The sequence below is a fragment of the Bradyrhizobium sp. SZCCT0153 genome, assembly GCF_018129995.1.
In the GTDB taxonomy this organism is placed as follows: Bacteria; Pseudomonadota; Alphaproteobacteria; order Rhizobiales; family Xanthobacteraceae; genus Bradyrhizobium; species Bradyrhizobium japonicum_G.
In genome coordinates this window covers 558,671-577,159 of sequence record NZ_JAFCKS010000002.1, presented here as the reverse complement: position 1 = coordinate 577,159, position 18,489 = coordinate 558,671, and the positions used below count along the sequence as shown (strand labels likewise).

General features: G+C 65.3%; 20 protein-coding genes. 6 read left to right on the top strand and 14 right to left on the bottom strand.

Annotated features, from left to right (window positions below; all coding sequences use genetic code 11):
- The first annotated feature begins 21 nt into the window (after positions 1-21).
- Positions 22-822 (top strand): IclR family transcriptional regulator, encoded by an 801-nt coding sequence (locus JQ572_RS10480; protein WP_211382925.1) that lies wholly within the window; start codon positions 22-24, stop codon positions 820-822.
- Positions 823-889: 67 nt separating this feature from the next.
- Here JQ572_RS10480 and JQ572_RS10475 read toward each other — a convergent pair whose 3' ends face one another.
- The 4 genes from JQ572_RS10475 to JQ572_RS10460 are packed head-to-tail and all read right to left on the bottom strand — an operon-like array spanning position 890 to position 5,058.
- Entirely contained in the window at positions 890-2,074 is a 1,185-nt protein-coding gene (locus JQ572_RS10475) for an MFS transporter (protein ID WP_211382924.1), read from the bottom strand.
- A 28-nt stretch (positions 2,075-2,102) separates the two neighbouring features.
- Positions 2,103-3,323: an MFS transporter gene (locus tag JQ572_RS10470; RefSeq protein WP_211382923.1), complete on the bottom strand. Its 1,221-nt coding sequence runs from the start codon at positions 3,321-3,323 to the stop codon at positions 2,103-2,105.
- Positions 3,320-4,690: an NAD(P)-binding domain-containing protein gene (locus tag JQ572_RS10465; protein ID WP_211382922.1), complete on the bottom strand. Its 1,371-nt coding sequence runs from the start codon at positions 4,688-4,690 to the stop codon at positions 3,320-3,322. The genes JQ572_RS10470 and JQ572_RS10465 overlap by 4 nt, the downstream gene beginning before the upstream one ends.
- A 50-nt stretch (positions 4,691-4,740) precedes the next feature.
- Positions 4,741-5,058, bottom strand: a complete 318-nt coding sequence (locus JQ572_RS10460) for an ArsR/SmtB family transcription factor (RefSeq protein ID WP_211382921.1) — start codon at positions 5,056-5,058, stop codon at positions 4,741-4,743.
- A gap of 123 nt (positions 5,059-5,181) precedes the next feature.
- Between JQ572_RS10460 and JQ572_RS10455 the strand changes: the two genes are divergently transcribed.
- The 3 genes from JQ572_RS10455 to arsC are packed head-to-tail and all read left to right on the top strand — an operon-like array spanning position 5,182 to position 6,639.
- On the top strand, positions 5,182-5,544 hold the full coding sequence (locus JQ572_RS10455) for an ArsR/SmtB family transcription factor (RefSeq protein ID WP_211382920.1): 363 nt from the start codon (positions 5,182-5,184) through the stop codon (positions 5,542-5,544).
- Positions 5,537-6,241 carry an aquaporin gene (locus tag JQ572_RS10450; protein WP_211382919.1) on the top strand — a complete coding sequence of 235 codons (705 nt, stop codon included), beginning with the start codon at positions 5,537-5,539 and terminating at the stop codon, positions 6,239-6,241. Before JQ572_RS10455 ends, JQ572_RS10450 begins: the two co-directional genes overlap by 8 nt.
- Complete coding sequence (arsC, locus tag JQ572_RS10445) at positions 6,238-6,639, top strand: arsenate reductase (glutaredoxin) (RefSeq protein ID WP_211382918.1); 402 nt, start codon at positions 6,238-6,240, stop codon at positions 6,637-6,639. The genes JQ572_RS10450 and arsC overlap by 4 nt, the downstream gene beginning before the upstream one ends.
- Before the next feature lie 99 nt (positions 6,640-6,738).
- Here arsC and JQ572_RS10440 read toward each other — a convergent pair whose 3' ends face one another.
- The 4 genes from JQ572_RS10440 to JQ572_RS10425 are packed head-to-tail and all read right to left on the bottom strand — an operon-like array spanning position 6,739 to position 11,602.
- Complete coding sequence (locus tag JQ572_RS10440) at positions 6,739-7,503, bottom strand: hypothetical protein (RefSeq protein WP_211382917.1); 765 nt, start codon at positions 7,501-7,503, stop codon at positions 6,739-6,741.
- Between the two features lie 2 nt (positions 7,504-7,505).
- On the bottom strand, positions 7,506-7,664 hold the full coding sequence (locus tag JQ572_RS10435; protein WP_249128946.1) for a hypothetical protein: 159 nt from the start codon (positions 7,662-7,664) through the stop codon (positions 7,506-7,508).
- 35 nt (positions 7,665-7,699) lie between these two features.
- The gene (locus tag JQ572_RS10430) at positions 7,700-8,176 is read right to left on the bottom strand and encodes a hypothetical protein (RefSeq protein ID WP_349643090.1); all 477 of its coding nucleotides are present in this window, start codon (positions 8,174-8,176) and stop codon (positions 7,700-7,702) included.
- Between the two features lie 6 nt (positions 8,177-8,182).
- Entirely contained in the window at positions 8,183-11,602 is a 3,420-nt protein-coding gene (locus tag JQ572_RS10425) for a CHAT domain-containing protein (RefSeq protein WP_211382915.1), read from the bottom strand.
- Positions 11,603-11,656: 54 nt separating this feature from the next.
- On the opposite strand from JQ572_RS10425, the gene JQ572_RS10420 reads away from it, so the two are divergent.
- A complete protein-coding gene (locus tag JQ572_RS10420; RefSeq protein ID WP_249128945.1) occupies positions 11,657-12,685 on the top strand; it encodes a dienelactone hydrolase family protein in 1,029 nt (342 codons plus the stop codon).
- A gap of 35 nt (positions 12,686-12,720) precedes the next feature.
- Here the strand turns inward: JQ572_RS10420 and JQ572_RS10415 are convergent, their stop codons facing one another.
- Together JQ572_RS10415 and JQ572_RS10410 are read right to left on the bottom strand one after the other, a co-directional pair.
- Positions 12,721-13,482, bottom strand: a complete 762-nt coding sequence (locus tag JQ572_RS10415; RefSeq protein WP_211382914.1) for a hypothetical protein — start codon at positions 13,480-13,482, stop codon at positions 12,721-12,723.
- Positions 13,483-13,496: 14 nt separating this feature from the next.
- Positions 13,497-13,685 (bottom strand): hypothetical protein, encoded by a 189-nt coding sequence (locus JQ572_RS10410; RefSeq protein WP_211382913.1) that lies wholly within the window; start codon positions 13,683-13,685, stop codon positions 13,497-13,499.
- A gap of 253 nt (positions 13,686-13,938) precedes the next feature.
- Here JQ572_RS10410 and JQ572_RS10405 point away from each other — a divergent pair, with 253 nt between their 5' ends.
- Positions 13,939-14,916, top strand: coding sequence for a DUF2336 domain-containing protein (locus JQ572_RS10405; protein WP_211382912.1), 978 nt, complete (start codon positions 13,939-13,941; stop codon positions 14,914-14,916).
- Here JQ572_RS10405 and JQ572_RS10400 read toward each other — a convergent pair whose 3' ends face one another.
- The 4 genes from JQ572_RS10400 to JQ572_RS10385 form a co-directional block, all read right to left on the bottom strand.
- Positions 14,917-15,261 (bottom strand): DUF1491 family protein, encoded by a 345-nt coding sequence (locus tag JQ572_RS10400; protein ID WP_211382911.1) that lies wholly within the window; start codon positions 15,259-15,261, stop codon positions 14,917-14,919.
- Positions 15,262-15,314: 53 nt separating this feature from the next.
- Positions 15,315-15,527 carry a hypothetical protein gene (locus JQ572_RS10395; protein WP_211382910.1) on the bottom strand — a complete coding sequence of 71 codons (213 nt, stop codon included), beginning with the start codon at positions 15,525-15,527 and terminating at the stop codon, positions 15,315-15,317.
- A 158-nt stretch (positions 15,528-15,685) separates the two neighbouring features.
- The gene (locus JQ572_RS10390; RefSeq protein WP_211382909.1) at positions 15,686-16,384 is read right to left on the bottom strand and encodes a peptidoglycan-binding domain-containing protein; all 699 of its coding nucleotides are present in this window, start codon (positions 16,382-16,384) and stop codon (positions 15,686-15,688) included.
- Positions 16,377-18,245, bottom strand: a complete 1,869-nt coding sequence (locus JQ572_RS10385) for a PAS domain-containing sensor histidine kinase (protein WP_211382908.1) — start codon at positions 18,243-18,245, stop codon at positions 16,377-16,379. Before JQ572_RS10385 ends, JQ572_RS10390 begins: the two co-directional genes overlap by 8 nt.
- Positions 18,246-18,489: the final 244 nt, after the last annotated feature.

Genomic DNA, 18,489 nt, shown 5'->3' with positions numbered 1-18,489 from the left:
CTACGCCTGAGAGGATGCAAAATGCCGCAAGACAACGCCGAAGGACCTCTCGACCGTGCATTCGCCATCGTCGGCCATGTCGCCGGTCAAGTCAGGGCGGTCTCGGTCGCAGAAATCGCCAATGCGCTCGCTCTGCCGCTACCGACCGCGCATCGACTCATCGGAAATCTGGAGCAGCGCGGGCTGCTTCAGAGAGCGCTCGGAACAAAGCGCTACGTGGTCGGCAATCAACTGGTCACGTTGTCAGCCCGGGTCATCGGCGCCGCTTTTCGTACCGCACGTCGGCATGCTGTGCTCCGCGCAGTCGCCACTGAAATCGGCGAGCAGTGCGAGATCGGCGTCGTGCGTGACAATGTCGTTGCGTATGTCGACAGCGTCCGCGTGTCGCAACCTCAAGGTCTCCAGTTCAACCCGGGGGAAGCAGCGCCACTTCACTGCACGTCCACCGGCAAGATCTACATGAGCCGGTTGCCGGAGCGGGCGCGTGAGAGGCTGTGCTGGGCGCTCCCTCTCACCAAATATACCGACACGACGATCATCGACGTCGAGAGCCTGATGAAGGTCCTCGATGAGACCCGCAAACGCGGCTGGGCCAAGACCAACGAAGAGTATGTGAGAGGGGTCGTTGGCTGCGCTGTTCCGATCCTGTCTCCGGATCGCGAGTTGATCGCGTGCCTGGGCGTCTCCGTTCCCGTGGCACGCGTGAGCTTCGCCGAGTTGGACCGGTTCATAGCTCCACTCCAGAAAGCCGCTGCGTTGCTATCGGAAACAATCCTCCAGGCTGATGAGGATGGGGGGAGCGATGCATCCGAGAAATTCTGATCCTGTTCCCCTGTCCATTTCCACCCCGTCCAGTTCTGCACTCCCCTCGAAGCGAGCACCTGACTCGCTAGTCCACCGACACCGGCTTCCGTGGTGGGACCTTCCGCGCCCAGAGCAGTGCGAGCGGCCCCACCGCGATTCCGGCTGCGAGGACGATGAACGCCAGCAGCCAGCCGTGCGCGCTCTGCGGGCCGCCGGCAATGTCGAGCGCAGCGCCCGTCCCCCAGGCCCCAACCGCTGACAGGCCGAAGCCCACCGTCGAGTGCAGGGCCAGGGTTGCACCCCGATGCTCTGATGTCGCGGCGGCCGACATGCCGGCGGTCAGCGCGCCCGAATCCGCCGGCACCGTCAAACCGTAGACGAGCAGCAGCAGCGCGAGCACCCATGCCGGCGCAGTTGCGTTGAGCCCGATGATCAGTGCGACGCAGGCCGACGTGATCATCACGATCGTGATCGCCCGATGGCGGCCGAACTTCAGTGCGGCCTCGTTGCCGAGGATGCTGGCGGGCATCGAGATCACTGCGAAGCAGAAGCTCAGCAAGACGGGGCTCAGCCACGACGGCGCGCCTTGATGAGCGATGACGAAGGTCCAGAACCCGACCAGCCAGGTGCGGATGCCGTAGAGTTCGAAGCAATGGGCGCCGTAGCCGAATATGTATCCGAGCGCCTCGCGGTTGGCGAAGACGGGTGCGAAGTTCAGGAGGCGTCCGGCCTTCGGCGCAGGCCGCTGCCCCTGCATGAGGAGGCACGCGACGACCATTGCGACGGGACCGAAGCCGGTGACAAGGAAAGCGGTCCGCCAGCCCCAACGGTCGGCGATCACTTGCGCGAGCAGGAACGAGAGGCCGACGCCGACCGAGAAGCTCGACGTGTACAGCGTGACGGCGCGCGAGGTGTCGCCGGCAGGAAGCCGGTCCGTCAGCGCCTTCAGGCCGGGCATGTACGCACCGGCAAATCCAAGCCCTGCAAGGGACCAGATCGCGGTCGCGGACCAAAACCCTTGCGCGAAGATTCCGAACGCTACGGTCGCCAGCCCGCTGACGATCGAGCCCCAGAGCAGAACGAGCCGTGCGTCGACCCGATCGGTCAACGTCGTCAACACGGGCACGGCGAGCATGTAGCCGAACGCATAACCGCTCGCCATCAAGCCGCCTTCGGCCGCCGACAGCCCCCACGCCGGCATCAGATGCTGCGCCAGATTCGCGGACAACGTCACATGCGGCAGCAGGTTGCCGACCTGGCCGATGCACATCACCGCAATCAGGGACCGGCCGCTCAGGTTACGAATGCTGTCCTCCCGCCTGAAGCGGTTTCGATGGCGCCTCGTCCGTACGAAGCAGCAGAAGCGCAAAGAAGGCCGAGACCGAGACCAGCGCACTGATCCACAGCGCACCGCTGCCGATGTGCTCCACCATCAACCCCAATGCGAGCGGCGCGGCGGCACCCGTCACCCGGGACGGCAGCGAGATCATGCCGACGCGCCTGCCGAATCCGGCCGGCCCGAACAGCACCAATGGGAGCGTCCCGCGGGCAATGGTGATGATGCCGTTGCCTGCCCCGTACAGCACCGTGAAAGTCGACGCGAGCAAGGGTCCGCCCACCACCAGCGCAACGACGCCGATTGGATTCATCAGCACGGCCAGCCTCGCCGAGAGCAGCGGATGAAACCGGGCGAGCCATCCTGCCTCCAGCAGGCGCGCGCCGACCTGCGCAGGGCCAACCAACGCGCCCGCGAGCAAGGCCTGGGCCGGTGTCGCGCCGAACGCAACCAGCATGGTCGGCAGAATGGCCGAGATTCCCGAACTGACGAAACTTGCTGCCGCAAACATGTAGGCCAGCAGCACCATGGCGAAAGTCTCGCTCTGGCGTCCGGTCTGCTGGTGCGCGCCGGTGCCCGGTCGGGACTGCTGGTCCAACGGGACCGCACGCGGCAGCGAGAGATTGAGCGGCAACGCAAGGCCGATATGGATCACCGCCCAGACCTGGCAGGCCACACGCCAGCCGTACTCGGAATCCAGCCACGTCGTGAGGGGCCAGCCGAGGGTGCTGGCAAAGCCGGCAATCAGGGTGATGCCGGTAATGGTTCGTCGTGCATGGGTGCCATAGATGCGCGCAAGCGTCGCGAAAGCCGCTTCATAGAGCCCCATGCCCATGCCGATCCCGAGCAGCGTCCAGGCTGCAATCAGGACCGCTACGCCATGGGCGACGGACAGCAGGAGCAAGCCTGCTACGAACACGAGGTTCGAGATGGCGAGCAGGCTTCGCCCTCCGAACGTATCGATGGCGTGCCCGACGCGCGGGCCGAGCAGCCCGGAGATCACGAGCGCTCCCGACAGCGCGCCGAACACGTAAGTCGGCGCAAGACCGAGATCGCGCGCGATCGGCGCAGCCAGGATGGCGGGGAGATAGTAACTCGACGCCCACGCGATGGTTTGCGCGGTGCCGAGCGCGAACACGATGGCGAACGGACCTCGGGCCTGGCCCGCAGGGACCGGCGTCATGAACAACCGCACCCCGCGCCACCTGCCTCCTTCGCCGCTTCGTCGGCGGCGCAACAGGCCGTTGGTTCCTGCTTCGCCGGCCCGCCGCAACACCCTGATGCGGCTTCAATGGACTCGACGCCGCCGCGCGTGCAGACGCCGGTCTCCGGCAGCACGAGCTCGACCCTCGCCGCAGCCTCCTTGTCGCCGGCAAGTTCGGCCGCGATCGAGCGGACCTGCTCATAGCCCGTCATCATGAGAAAAGTCGGGGCGCGCCCGTAGGACTTCATGCCGGCGAGATAGAAACCCGGCTCGTCATGCGCGAGCTCGCGCGCGCCGTGCGGGCGCACCGTACCGCAGCTGTGCTCGTTGGGATCGATCAGCGGCGCCAGCGCGGCCGGTGCCTCGATGGCGGGATCGAGCCGCAGGCGCAGTTCGGACAGGAACGACAGATCGGGACGAAAGCCGGTGGACACGATCAGCTCATCCGCAACCACGCTTCGCGCGCCGCAACAGCTGCCGGCCGCGATCCTGAGGCGACCGTCGGATTCGGACAGATGCGTGACGCCGAATTCGGTCTCGACCTTGATCTTCCCGGCGGCAACAAGCGCGGCGAAGGCGCTGCCAAGCTCGCCGCGTGCGGCAAGCTTGTCGTTGCGGCCGCCGCCAAATGCCTTGGCGGGATCGGCGCCGCGCAACAGCCAGATCGCTTGCGTCCCCGGCACCTCGTCCGCGAGATGCACGAGATCGATCAGCGTGCCCACCGCGGAATGACCGGCGCCGAGCACCGCGACGGTCTTGCCGGCATATCTGGCGCGAGCGGCCCCGCGGACATCCGGCATGCCGTAGCCGATGTGGCCGGCGCATTCACGCTCGCCGATCGCCGGCAAGCCGTTACCGCCGGCCGGATTGGGCGAGAACCATGTGCCTGATGTATCGATCACGGCATCCGCGCGCAGGACTTCGGGACCTTTGCCGTTCTGGTAGCGGATTTCGAAAGGCACCTGGTTTCGTCCCCGGGTCTTCGCCTTGTCGAAACCGACGCGGCTGATGGCAGAGACGCGGCTGGATGTCCGGATCACTTCGCGCAGCGGCGTTCGCCTCGCGAGCGGCGTCAGATATCGATCGAGCAGTTCGCCGCCGGTCGGATAGGACTTGGGATCCGGCGAATTCCATCCCGTCGGTGCGAGCAAACGCGCGGCGGCGTTGTCGACATTGTATTCCCATGGCGAGAAGAGCTGGACGTGGCTCCACTGGCGAACCGCGTGTCCCGCTTCGGGTCCGGCCTCGAGCACGATGGGCGACATGCCGCGTTCGAGCACATGGGCGGCCGCAGCGAGACCCACCGGCCCCGCCCCGACGACGGCAACTGTCTTCACGTCGCTCATGTCCCTACTCCCGTCATTCTAGAATGATCGAATAAATCGGCCGAGAAGGATCACGCCGCCGTCTGCGCATTCCTGCATCCGACTTCGTCTGCGCAGCACTCCGCCGCCAGAAAATCGACCAGCCCCCGCATCGCATCGAAGTTCGCGTGACAGACCAGGGTCGTCGATTCCCGGACTTGACTGACAAGCCCGACCGAGACCAGCGTCTTGATGTGATGCGACAGCGTCGACGCCGGGATCTTCAGCTTCTCCTGTAAACGGCCCACGGGCATGCCCGAGTGCCCTGCCCGGACCAGGGCGCGATAGATCTGGAGCCGGGTTTGATTGCCCAAGGCTTCCAGACGTGCGGCTGCGTCAGCGATCTTCATCGCTCCATATTGCGTCCGACCGTCTGCGCCGTCAACTGTACTTCTAGAATATTCGAAATATGAACCGAGAAGGCGCTCCGGATTCGGTTGACGGAAATCCAATATTTCCATAAATCTGGATATATGGAAACTGAAGAAGCCGTTCTCGCGCTCGCCGCCCTCTCCCAGTCGACCCGCCTGGAGGCGTTCCGGACGCTCGTCAGGCACGAGCCCGACGGCCTTGCGGCCGGCGACCTCGCCCGCCTGCTGGAAGTCCCTCCGAACACGCTGTCGGCCCATCTGTCGATCCTGACACGCGCGCGCCTCGTCAGCTCCGAGCGCCGCAGCCGCTCGATCGTCTACCGCGCCAACCTTTCCGAATTCCGGGACGTCGCGGTCTTCCTGCTGCGGGATTGCTGCGGCGGGCGGCCGGAAGTTTGCGAGCCGGTCGTCGATAGCCTTCAAGCCTGCTGCTCGCCAAAACGAAAGGAGAAAAGCCGTGCCTGACCAGTTCGATCTTCCGCGCCGCCTCGCGGCTGAAGCGCTGGGCACGGCCATTCTCGTCGCCACGGTGGTCGGATCGGGCATCATGGCCGAGACGCTGACCAAGGACGCCGCTCTGGCGCTTCTGTGCAATACGTTGCCGACCGGCGCCATTCTGGTCGTCCTGATCACCGTGCTCGGACCGATCTCCGGCGCGCACTTCAATCCGGCGGTCACGCTGGTCTTTACCGGCAAGCGCGAACTGCCGGTGAACGAGGCCGGACTTTACGTGGCCGCGCAGATCGCCGGCGGCATTGCGGGAACGATGGCAGCGCATCTGATGTTCGGACTCCCGCTGATCGACCTCTCGACGAAGGTGCGAACCGGAGGGCCGCAATGGTTCGCCGAAGCCGTCGCCGCCTTCGGCCTCGTCGCAACGATCCTGGCCGGCATCCGTTTCCAGCGCACTGCCGTCCCCTGGCTGGTCGGCCTGTACATCACGGCGGCGTACTGGTTCACGGCCTCGACCTCGTTTGCCAATCCGGCGGTGGCGATCGCAAGGTCGCTGACAAACACGTTCTCGGGCATACGTCCCGCCGACCTGCCCGGATTCATCCTCGCGGAGCTCTGCGGAGCCCTTGCCGGCATGCTGCTGATGAACTGGCTGCTCGGACGGCCCGAGGCGCGAGGCCCCATCCCAATCGCGGAGACGACCCGATGAGCGTCACGATCTATCACAACCCCGACTGCGGCACCTCGCGCAACACGCTGGCGATGATCCGGCAGAGCGGCGTCGAGCCTGTCGTCATCGAATATTTGAAGACGCCGCCATCCCGCGAAACACTGGTCGGGCTCGTCAAGGCCATGGGCATGTCCGCTCGCGCGCTGCTGCGGGAGAAAGGCACGCCCTATCGCGACCTCGGCCTCGACGACACCAAATGGTCCGACGACGAGCTGATCGATCAGATGCTCGCGCATCCCATCCTGATCAACCGTCCGATCGTCGTGACGCCAAAGGGCACGCGATTGTGCCGGCCCTCGGAAGCGGTGGTCGACCTCCTGGACAACCCCGTCGGCCGCTTCGTGAAGGAGGACGGCGAGGTGGTCGAAACGCGATAGCTGCGCTGGCGGACGCGCTGAAGGATCTTGTCGCAAAACTGCAGAAGCAGCGGCGCAAACCCGACCGGAGCGGGCGACGGCGCTGAACCGCTCGGCCAGCTATCCCAGCAAGCCCTTCAAGCCGGCGTAGATCGAGCCGACGGCCGTCGCGGCGATGCCGGCCAGCGGCCCCACGGTTTGCATGAGGTCCTGGATCAATCGAGCCCTGCGACGCAACTGTTCTTCACCGACATGCTGTCCGAGCAAGCGCGCCATCCTGAAGGCGAACGCGTTCGGCTTGCCTCCCTGGGCAAGCACACGCGGCAGCACCTGGAAGATCAAGACGCCCAGGATGTTTCCGGAGACGAAGGCCAGCATGATGCTCACCCCGTATTCGAACACTTCCCGCCATTCAATCCACACCGTCGGCAGGATCGGGACGCGATCGTGGATTCCAGTGACCGTCAGCATCGCCAGGATGCTGACGCTCGCGGCCAGGACCGCCAGCAGAAACGCCCCCATCGCCGAAACCCTGTGCAGGGGATAGGCGACGAATCCGAACAGCAGCGGGATGACGATCGATGCAATCCGAAGCGGAATCGGAGACAGGTTGAAGGCGATGGTCACGAGGACATGTGCCACGGTCAGCAGCGCCGCCGGAATCACGACGTAGAGCAGCGCATGCGTTCCGAAATAGCGCAGCGGATTGTTGTATCGCTCAAGGCGGACATTGACGCGGTCCAGATCGCGCCTGAGCTTGTCCAGTTCGGAAACGATGTCGTCGATCTCGAGAAGCGTTGGCCGCACGACGCGCAAATCCCGCGAGCAGTGCTTGCACGCGATCGCTTCGTCCTTGATCGTCTCGGCGCAGAACGGACATTCCATCGTCAGCGCGACTTCCGGCGCAGCATGATGGCCTCGATCTCGCCCCTGGCCCGCTTCAGCTCGTCGCGCAGCTCATCGCGCTTGCGCAGGAGATCATCCCGCTCCGCGATCAGCGTCGCGGGGACAGCGATGTCGCGCGAGCAGGACGTGCAAACCAGCACACCATCCGCATTCACGGATTGGCAGTACGGACATATCACTTGGGCGCGACCTTCAGGGTGAAGATGGTCGTGCCCGGCCTGCCATCGCTATCCTTGATGTCGACCCGAACCGTGTATTCGCCCGGCGGCAACTCCGCGTCCTGCATGTTGATGCCGTCGGACTGGACAAACGGCTTCACCCGCGAGGTGAGATCGACATTCGGCGTCCGCAGAAAGATCACCTTCACCGACTCCGGATCAATCTTTGCCCCGCCATACGACTCGAATTTCAATACGAGCCGCATGGGCGAGTTGACGGCGTCGCCCGGCGAGACGAACTCCACCTTTGGACCGCGCATGATACCGCGCCGGTCCGCCGCGATCGCACCCTTTGGCGGCGGCAATTTGGCTTCCTCTTCCGTGATGAGAGGTGTCGCTCGCGATGCGCCCGAAAGCAACAGACCCGCACCAATAAACCCAAGCAGAATGTGACGCTTCATTGTGAATTCACCCATGCCCTTGCCTGCCTTCACCTGCGATCAACGTACGCCGCCATCGCCGATGATCGTGTACGGCGCCCAGAACAGCGGATGCGCATAGGCAAACTCGGTCTTGCCTTCGCTGTTGAGATAGCCGGGTCCGTCGACAAGGGCCATCATCGCCTCGCGCAGCGCCTGGCTCCGCGACAGCTTGGGATCATCCGCCTGCCGCTTGAACAGGTCGGTCACCAGTTGCCGTGCCGATTGCGAATGCACCGACCAGTTCGTGACCAGCAAGGCGCGCGTTCCGGCGTAGAAGAACGCGCGGCCGAGCCCCGACGCCGCCTCGGCGCCGGCACCTGCACCTGCACCCGTGTTGCAGGCCGACAGGATCACCCAGTCGGCATCGAGCTTGAGGCCGAGAATCTCCTCCATGGTCAGGAGGCCGTCACCGCCCTCTCCAGTCACCGTCGGGGACGACAAGGCCAGCGCCGGCTGTGTCAATCCATTGAGCTCGCCCGGGACCAGACCGTGGGTGGCGAAGGCCAGAATCCTGAAGCCGGAGAGGTCCATCGTCTTGACGACGCTCTCGGTCGCACTCTTGCCGAGGAACAACACCTTTGAAGGATCCGCCTGCAAGGCCAGCGCGATCGACTTCAGCTCATCGGCCGTGTCGGGAAGCCGGGGCAGCAGACCGAGTTCGGCACTGTCGACACCCTCCAGCTTGGGACTGTTGCGCCGCTTGAGCGGCCCGCCGCGCGTCACGTTGCCGGCGGCGTCGGCGACCAGAACCTTGGCCTGATCGCCTTCGGCCTCAGCCTCGGCCTGCTGATCCTTGTTGAAATAGGGATCGCCGAATGCCACCAGGTCTCCCCTGCCGGGCTTGCCAGGGGGCAATTGTCGCAGCGTGCGCAAGGCTGCAGCCGACGGCACCGTCGACACGGCATGGGTGCGGGCCAGCCAGGGCACATTGCGGTAGCCGACGAACAGCGGATCCTCGTCCTGAGCAACTTCGGCCGGTGCGGTCGGCAGCAGCGAGAGCGGCAACAGGCCCAGGGCGCCATTGGTGACCACGATGAGATTGTTGGCCGGTTTCCATCCGCTCTCGACGGGCTTCAGCAGCAGCTCATAGAGCTCGTAGCCGAGCTTGAGATCGAAGGGCGGAATATCCGAGATCATCGCGGCCTGCGGCTCGAGCGCCTCCCGCAGCTTGCGAATCTTCGTCTCGATGTCGCCGATACCCGCCTTGACCGCGGCGAAAGCCACCGGGCCCGACTTCGGCACGGCCCAGACGAAGCTGCCGTTATGGCCAAAATAGAAGGACAGCATCGCCTCATTGTCGGCAAGCGTCGCGCGAATCTCGGCGACGCTCGGCGGCCGGGGCGAGACGAGATCGGCGTAGGTGGGAAACTTCTGCTTGATCTGCTGGCGCGCCTTGTCGCGTTCGCCGCGCAAGGCCGCGATCGACGCCTGGATCTGCTGAACTCCCTTGTCGTCGCGTTCCGCCGAGGGAAGCGCGAGCACGTTGTTGAGTGTGCCGAGCTGGGCGTTGACCTGTTTGGTGAGGTCCTGCTCCTTGCGGACGAGCTCGGCGAGCGCGGGATCCTTTGCTGCTGCGCGAGCACTGGAGGCCGCGAGCGCCTGCTGCACCGAACGACCACGAACGGCATCGGCGAGACTGAAGGTCTCCTCGCCAATGCCGTTGCCCTCGGCCCTCGCGAGCAGCAGGAGGTAGCTCTCGACGATCGACTGCAGCCGCTGGCTGCGTGCCGCCACCACACTCGTGTTCTCGTCGTCGGCGTTTTCGTTGGCGTTCGCCATCATGACCGGAATGGCCGCCTTGAATTCCCGGATCGCGTCGGCGTCGCGCCGCGCGCGCATCAGGCCGACCGCCAGGGTGCCGCGCGCCGAGGCGGCGTCGAAATGGTTTTCGCCGACCCGAGCGATCTGCTTCTTCACCAATTGCTCGGCGGCAGCGATCCCGGCGTCCAATTGACCAGCGCCGTAGAGCGACATGATCCGGGACGGATTGAGCTCGAAGACCTGGCGGCGCTGCGGCTCCCAATTGGCGATCGCCTTGTCGATCCTCGCAAACATGTCGTTCGCCTCGGCAGTCTTGCGCTGGATCGTCAGAATGCCGGCAAGCTGCGAGAACAATTGCACCGTCGCCTGCGAGTCCTCCGGCACGCCTACCGTCTTGTTGATCTCTAGGGCGACACGGCCCAGCTTCTCGGCTTCGTCGTAACGGCCCTGATCGACCAGAATGCTGGCCAACCCGATCACGAAGCGCGGCGTGACGGGATTGTACTTGCCGGTGTCCTTCAAGCGCGACAGCAGCGCACGGCGGGCGTCGACCTCGGCTTCGGCCAGCCTGCCCTGTCGGGCCTTCATGCGTGCCTGATTCAGCACGATGCCGTCGATAGCTTGCAGCAGAATAGTTTCCGCGGGCGGACTGTCCGCATCCATGATGGCCTTCGTGCTCGACCGCTTGCGAATCTCCGCGGTGCGATAGGCTGCCTCGGCTTCGGCAAACTGGCCGCGCGCCTCGAAGATCTGGGCGCGGGACATCTCCAGCTCACCTTCCCAACTCTGGCCGAACTTGGCATAGGAGGCTCGCCAGCCGGGAAGGCCGCTGGTGCGCGCTTCCTGAATCGCGGTCAGGCTGCGGCGCATATACGCTTCGGCCTGCGCCACATCGCCCATCTGAATGAGAACGGACGCAATCCCACGGTTGGTATTGAACTGCAATCCCTTGGCGCCTGGCATGCTGGCCGATTCGCGCAGAAGTCTTTGCATGATCTCGAGAGAACGCTTCGGATCGCCCGCAAGGGAGTGCTGCAGCGACTGGAGTTGCATCATCCGACCGAGCATGTTCGCCCCGACGAGCCCGCGCCCCACGTCAACGGCCTTGTCTGCATCGGCGATGGATTCGGCGAGCCGGCCGAGTTGTGCGCGCGCATTGGCCCGATCGAAATAGAATTGTGCGAGGTCCTGGCGCGATTCCTTCCCCGTGGGCGCGGCGTCGGCGTCCGATCGCAATTCAGCAAGCATCTTCTCGTCAGGTTTTTCACCATCCAGGACCGCGGTGATGTCGGCGATGCTGCGAGGCGGCGCGACGAAGCCCTTCGGCAAAGCGGCCCCCGGATCGAGCTTGGGCGCGACCTCCTTCGGAAGCTCGACGGCGACGTTGGCACGGCCGTTTGCAGCGTTGAGTGCGGCGAGCACGCAAGCCCTGACCTGAGGAGACGCCTTGGCGCGGCACCCCTCGATGTCGGCACCGGCTTTGCGGCCTCCCTGCGCCTGCATGCACGCCTGCACGATCGGCTTGCCGACCGTCATCCGGCAATTTTCGAGCGCCGCCTCCTTGGTCAGCGCGGCGGCCGGACCGGTCAGCCCCAGCAAAATGGCAAATGGCAGCAGCTTCCGCGGCAGGTTGAAATCCAGACGGCTTTCAAACGGATTCCTGGTCTCTAAGCTCATCTTGAAAGACCTTTTGCGAAAAATGACCTGATACAACGAAATAATCCTATCCTCATGGATGTGGAGAACAAGCGCCAATCAGTGCGGTCCGGGGATATGCTCAAAAGGGTTAGCGGTTGCAGCAAAAGCGAGTTCCCAAGGCGCGCGGGCTGGCTGAACTGGCGCAGGCGGATCGGGCTGGTTGCAGGATTGGTTGCGGGCTGGTGCGCCGGCGGGGTCAGCGCCCAGGACGGTCAGGACGGTCCCGCGTGGCAGCCCGCGGTCTGGGAGGCCGAGACCATCTATCGCGGAGCGACAATCGCACCGGATCTGGTCCTTCCCGACACCGCTGAATCCGTCGAACAACTCGCATCGCCCCGGATGGCGCTGCTGAAGCCAACCGGACCAGGCCCGTTCCCGGCCATCGTTCTCATGCACCAGTGTAGTGGACTGCACGGGCCCGTCGCTGCGTGGGCCCGCGCGGCAATTTCACACGGCTACGTTGTCCTGCTGGTCGACAGCCTCGGGCCACGGAACGTCCAGAGCGTCTGTTTCGGTCCAAGAAACGGCGTGAATTTTTTCCGGGGCGTTAGGGATGCGCTGCAAGCCGCGGAACGTCTCCGCCAGCAGTCCTACGTCGACAAGAAGCGCATCGCTCTCGCCGGCTTCTCCTGGGGAGCCATGGTAAGTTTGCTGGCCGCGAGCCCGCACTACGTCAGCGCGTTGAAAATCGACTCGGGGTTTGCGGCGGTTGCAAGTGTCTATCCCGGCTGCTTCCGCATCACGCCGAAGGGACGGCCGCCGTTCGACCTGGTCAATACGGATATTTCGAATCCGCTTCTCGTCCTGATGGGGGGCGCCGACACCGAGACGCCCGCATCGGACTGTATCGACAAGCTGGAAGCGATCAAGGGAAGCGGTGTGCCCGCGGAGTGGCACCTCTATCCCGACGCGACGCATTGCTGGGATTGCCAACGGCTGGACGGAACGAGCAAGATCGACGTCCGCGGCCATCGCGTCGAATATCGGTTCCGACAAGATCTGACCGAAGACTCCCGGCGCCGGCTTTTTGAATTCCTGGACCGGACCATGCCAAAGCGGTAGCGCGCCGGACCTCCGCCCCGGCGGACGCGCCCCGATCAGCCCTTCACGACGACCGCGCGGCCGTAGGGCGGCTGCGCCGCGACCGGCGGGTTGGCGGTCTGGGCGGCGAGTTCGCCGATCAGGCGGTCGGCATCGGCGGCCATGCCGTCGGGCGCCTGGATCACCAGGCGTTCCAGCGCCCAGCGATAGGACGCGACGCGCTGCTCGAGGCATTGCTGGACCCACTGGATGATCAGCGAATTCTCCTGCATGCGCGCGACCGCATCCTCCCTCTCCCTCGGCGAGAGCTCGGAGACGCGCGCCATGCTGGCATTGCGCTTCTTGTCGAGATCGATGACGTGGATCGCGGAGGCGAAGAACGGCTCGAAGCGGGTGATGTCGTTGCGCACGTCCTCGATCAGCTGCGCATAGCGCGAGGAATGCGAGCGGTGCGGCTCGTCGATCAGCGTGCGTCCGTACATGGTGCGGTCGAACACGATCTTCTGCTGCCAGGGTGACGGCAGCGCCTTGTAGTCGCCGAACACGCTCTTCCAGGCCGGGCGCGACAGCGGCGGCTCGATCATGGGATAGGCGAGGTCGCGAAGCTGGCGCTCGGCGTCGGTGAGCTGGAATTGGGACGGCCTCAGGCCGACGCTGCCGGTGACCTCGGCCCCCAGCCAGCGATGCATGTCGTCGCTGCGCATGCTCTCGCGGGTGCGGCCGAAATCACCGCCGCTGCAGGCGGCGAGCATCGCGCCCAAAGCTGCGAGCAGGATGGCCGTTGCGACGGCGCGGATCTGGCGAAGGTCTTCCGGCATTGCAAAGCCGGAGGCTAGCGGCGACGGCGACGACGCCCCGGCGCTGTGCCCTGCTCCGGTCCGCGATCGCCGCTGGTTTCGTCGCTCTCGCGCTCGATGCGGATCACCGGGAGGATCAAGATCGTTCCCATGTCCGCGCGCGGAGCCACGTCCCCCGACGAGCCCACCCGGCGACCGGCCGGAAATTCGATGATGGTCCCCATGTCAGCTCTCTTCAATTGCCGCGCGACCGAGCGCGCTTCTGCAACATGGGATCATTAAGATCAGTTCATGGTTAACGGGGTGTAAACGCGCCGGCGGAACCGTAACCGCACGGGCCGGCCCCGCCGTCCCGTTGCGGCACGAGAACGGCTTCAATTGCAGGGCCGGCTTCACGCCTCGTTTTCCTTAACGAGCCTTTAAAGGAGCCTGCGATAGACTGGCGGCGAGCATCTTTTCCAGGTCGCGTATCTCTCAATGACCAAGTCGCTGTTTCCCGGATTCGACGGGCTGATGTCCCTCTCCCGTCGCGAAGGCGTCGATGTTCGCCCGACGCTGCTGCGCGTGCTGACCGACCTGTATGTCCAGACGCGCGTCCACAGCGAGGACGAACAGCGGCAATTCGTCGAACTCGCCACGCGATTGATCGACCAGGTCGACGATGCGACACGCGCGGCCGTCAAGGCACGGCTCGCGATCTATCCTCAGACGCCCGTCCCGATCCTGCAGAAGCTCGGGCTGGTCGCAGCCCAGGAAGGCCGCAGGGTTCCGCTCGCGCGCGAGACCCCGGCTGCCCCGCCGGCGCCCTCCCCGGTCCGCACGCCGACCGAGGCCGAGCAGCGCATGGCCTCGAACATGGCGATGCAGCCGAGTGACGCCGCCGAAATCCACGACATGTTCTTCCGCGCCGATGCGTCCCAGCGCGCGCTGATCCTGCACAATCTGGCGCAGACGCCGCTGAAGGCCGCGCCGCGAATTCCGACCGTGCGCGCCAAGCGCGCGATCCAGATCCTGGAGATGGCGGCGATCGCGGGCGACGTCGAGAATTTCACCTTCGAACTCGGCGACAGCCTGATCCTGCCCTCGCGCGTCGCCGCCCAGATCGTGGACGATGCCGGCGGCGAAGCGCTGGCGATCGCCGCGCGCGCTCTCGACATGCCGAGCCCGAACTTCCAGCGCATTCTGCTGTTCTTCAAGCCGGAGATCGGCATGTCGGTCGAAGCGGTGTACCGGCTGTCACGGCTCTACGATCGCCTCGGCGATCGCTCGGCGCTGGTGATGCTGGCGGCCTGGCGCGGCTCGACGCTCGCCGTCACGCGGGCAAAGTACCAGCCGTCGCTGCATGACAGCGAGCGCCAGCGCGCGCGCGCGGGCGCGAGCCAGACGCGGCCCGGCGTGCAGCCCGGCTCGAGCCCGGCGGTGCGCACCGGCACAGGCGGATCGTCGGATCGGTAATCAGGTCTTCGCGAGCTCGAGAAAGTGTCGCCCGGCGCGGTCCTCGGTCTCGACGATCCAGACATCCGAATCGAAGCGTATTTCCTTGGTCAGCCGTTCCTCGACCGCGGGCTCAGGCAGCGGCTGCTGCGCAACCGGCACGAAGAAGCGGTCGACCGGCCGGCCGTCGTCATAGACGGTCTGCGGCGCCGGCACATAGAGCATCGCATTGCCGTCGAGCAGCGACACCTTCACGAACACCGCTCCCGCCTCCTCGGCCCCGCGACGACGCACCGCGCCGTACACGCCCTCGGTCTGGCACCGGCGCAGATAGGCTGCGACCCATATGTTCGATTTCAACCGCATGAGTCCGACGATAGGCCAGCATGAAGCGCCGCGCCAGTCTCAGCGCGGGCTTCTCATGCCTTGCGCGCGCGCTGCTGTCCACCGCCGATCTGGCGTGCGACGAGGTATGACAACGGCATCGCGAGCGCAAAGCCCACGGCGACCGCGTACGGGATGTTCCTGATGGCGTCGCTGGCAAAGCTCGGGACCATCAGCACCACGATCAGGCTGATACCAGCCAGCGTGGTTCCAAGCATGATCCAGACCAGAATCGAGACCTTGAACATGACAACCTCTCCTCCTCGATGATGAAGACGAGAGATCATCGTGGCCGAAGCCGCCGGCCGTCATTGATCCCGGGCAAATCACACCAGCATGGACCCGGCTTCTTTTGCCGGCGCGCGAGGCGCAGAATTGATGCGCATCAATGACAGTTGAAGTACCGCTATTCGACGGGATGGCCGATCGCGGCGCCGAGCTCGCGCAACAGGCGGTCGGACACCTGGCCGGTCACCTGCATCCTGTGTTCGCGCTCGAATTTCTGGATCGCGGACTGGGTCTCGCCGCTCATCGCGCCCGTGACCTTCAGATTTCCATAGCCGTATTCGGACAGCGCACGCTGCACGCCGGCGATACGCCTCGCGGCGGGGCTCTGCTGCACCGGAATCGGCGCCGGCGGCCGCATCGCGGAGAGCGGCGTCGAGGTCGTTGCCTTGACCAGACTGGTCATCGGATCGCTGCCCGAGCGCGGCGCCGATGCGGTTGCCTCGACCGGCTTCTCGGCGGCCCGTTCGGCAGGCTTGGGCTCGACGCGAAACTCCGTCGCTTTCGGCTCGAGCGGCGAGGTATCGGCGCCGACGGGGCGCGGACGCGGCAACGGGTTCGACAGCGACACGGACGAGGGCGCTGGAAGATTGATCACGGTGCCGAACATCGGCGCGGGATGCCGGCCGGTCTGCAGGAACAGCGCATTGGCGACGATCGCGCCAATGGCGGCGACGGCGACGAGGCCGGCCAGCGTGTCCTTGGGGCTGTGCAGCAGCACGCGCATCACGAGGTTGCGCTCGGTCTCGACATCGATGACCGCGGCCTTGGCGCCTCGGCGGCGCGGAGCAGCTTCGTCCTTGGCAGACTTCTTAGGCACTTTTCTTCACCGGAGCAGGTTGGTCGTGAGTTTGGTCTTGAAGTTTGTCGTGAGGCTCATGACGCAGCACCGGCGTCAAGGTCGCGATCTTGCTCTCAGCCGGCATTCTATCGGCAGGTTTGGCGTGCGGCGGCGTGTAGACGAGCGGCAGCTTGACGGTGACGGCAGTGCCCTCGCCGAGCCTGCTTTGTACCGTCAATTCGCCGAGATGCAACGCCACGAGGCTCTTGACGATCGAAAGTCCGAGGCCGGTTCCTTCATGCCGTCGCTGATAGGTCTTGCCGGCCTGGAAGAACGGCGCACCGATACGCTTAAGATCGTCGGGTGCGATCCCGACGCCGGTGTCGCTGATGCGCAACGTGAGCTGCGATCCCGTCACCGCGGCTGTCACTGAGACCTGGCCGCCGCGCTCGGTGAACTTGATGGCGTTGGCGACGAGGTTGAGCACGATCTGCTTGAACGCGCGCGGATCTCCGGTCATGGCCGGCAGGTCCTGCGGCGCGTCCGTGACGAGATCGACGCCGTTCTCCCGCGCCTTCAGCGCCAGCAGATTGCAGCAATGCAACAGCGATGCGCGCGGCGCGAACGGCTCGGACGCGATCTCGAAATTGCCCGATTCCATCTTGGACATGTCGAGGATGCCGTTGACGACCGAGAGCAGATGCTGGCCGGAATCGTTGATCAGTTGGGCGTATTCCTTGCGCTGGGCCGCACCCAGCATCAAGGTCTGCTCCTGCGCGATCATCTCGGAGAAGCCGATGATGGCGTTGAGCGGTGTCCGCAGCTCATGGCTCATGGTGGCGAGGAAGCGCGTCTTGGCGGCATCCGCCGCCTCCGCGGCGCTGCGCGCCTGATCGAGCGCCTGCTCGGAAAGCTTGCGATCGGTGACGTCGCGCATCACGCCGACCACTTCGGCCTCGCACGTGACATCCCGGCCCATATCCTGATCGAGCGGGCGGCAGCGCATCTCGACCCAGATGAAATCGACCTGGCCACGCTCCGAGCCGACGGGCTCCCGGCGCAACCGGAATTCGACGCTGCGCACGTCGCCGCGCGCGGCATCGGACAGCGCCGTGAGATACGCCGGACGGTCGGCGACATGGACGCGGTCGAACAGACCATGGCCGAGCAGCTGGGTGGCGGGCATGCCGAGCATCGCCTCCACCGCGGGCGAGATGAACTGCACCGCGCCGTTGCGCTGATGCCGCGAGATGACGTCGCTCATGTTGCGCGCCAGGAGGCGATAGCGCTCCTCTTCACGCGACAGCAGCGCAACGCTGGTGCGCGCGAGCGATTCCGCGCCGAAGGCAAGGGCTGCGGAATAGAGCGTCGCCGAAGCGACGCCGAACGCGATCAGCGCGCCACGTTCCGCGGCGCTGGTGTCGCCGGCCGGCAGCCAGCCGAGATGGCCGACGAGGATCAGGATCCCAGCACAGGACAGCGCGAGCAGCGAGGCGAAGGCCGCGACGCGGCGCGAGGCCGACAGCGCAGCTTCGAGCGGGACCACGACCAGCCAGATCGCTGCGAATGATTCGATGCCGCCGGTGGTGACCGCAACCGCCATGATCAGGCCGGCCAGCGCCAGCGACGACAGCACATGCGCGCCTTCGTAGCGGCCGGTGCGCGACAGGAACCAGGACAACAGGATTGGCGCGATCAGCCAGGCGAAGGCGGCCACCTCGATCGCGCTCGGCGCGCCGCGCATGGCGAGATAGACCGGGAATGCGGCAAAGGCGGCCAGGCTGCCAAGCAGCCGCGGCGCCATGAAGGCACGATGGCGCGCTCGCGTCAGCGCATCGTAACGCGCGGAAGGATGCAGCAGCGCATCGAGACAATCGCGGATGATACTCAAAACTGTCACGGGTCTCGCGCTTCGGCTCACTCGTCGAGAAGACGCGCCGGAACGCCTCCTTATCGTTGAGCCACCGTGTCAGAGCGACCTTAAACGAGTGCTAAGGCAATGCGGCGCGCGGCTGGACACGGTGTCATCGCGGAGATTTTTAGGCGATTTGAACACGTCTTCGGCGGGGATGGTGAACACAGGGTTTCACCTTCCCCCGCATGGTTTCGAATTGGTGGATATGCGAGCCGGCGGAATCACGGGC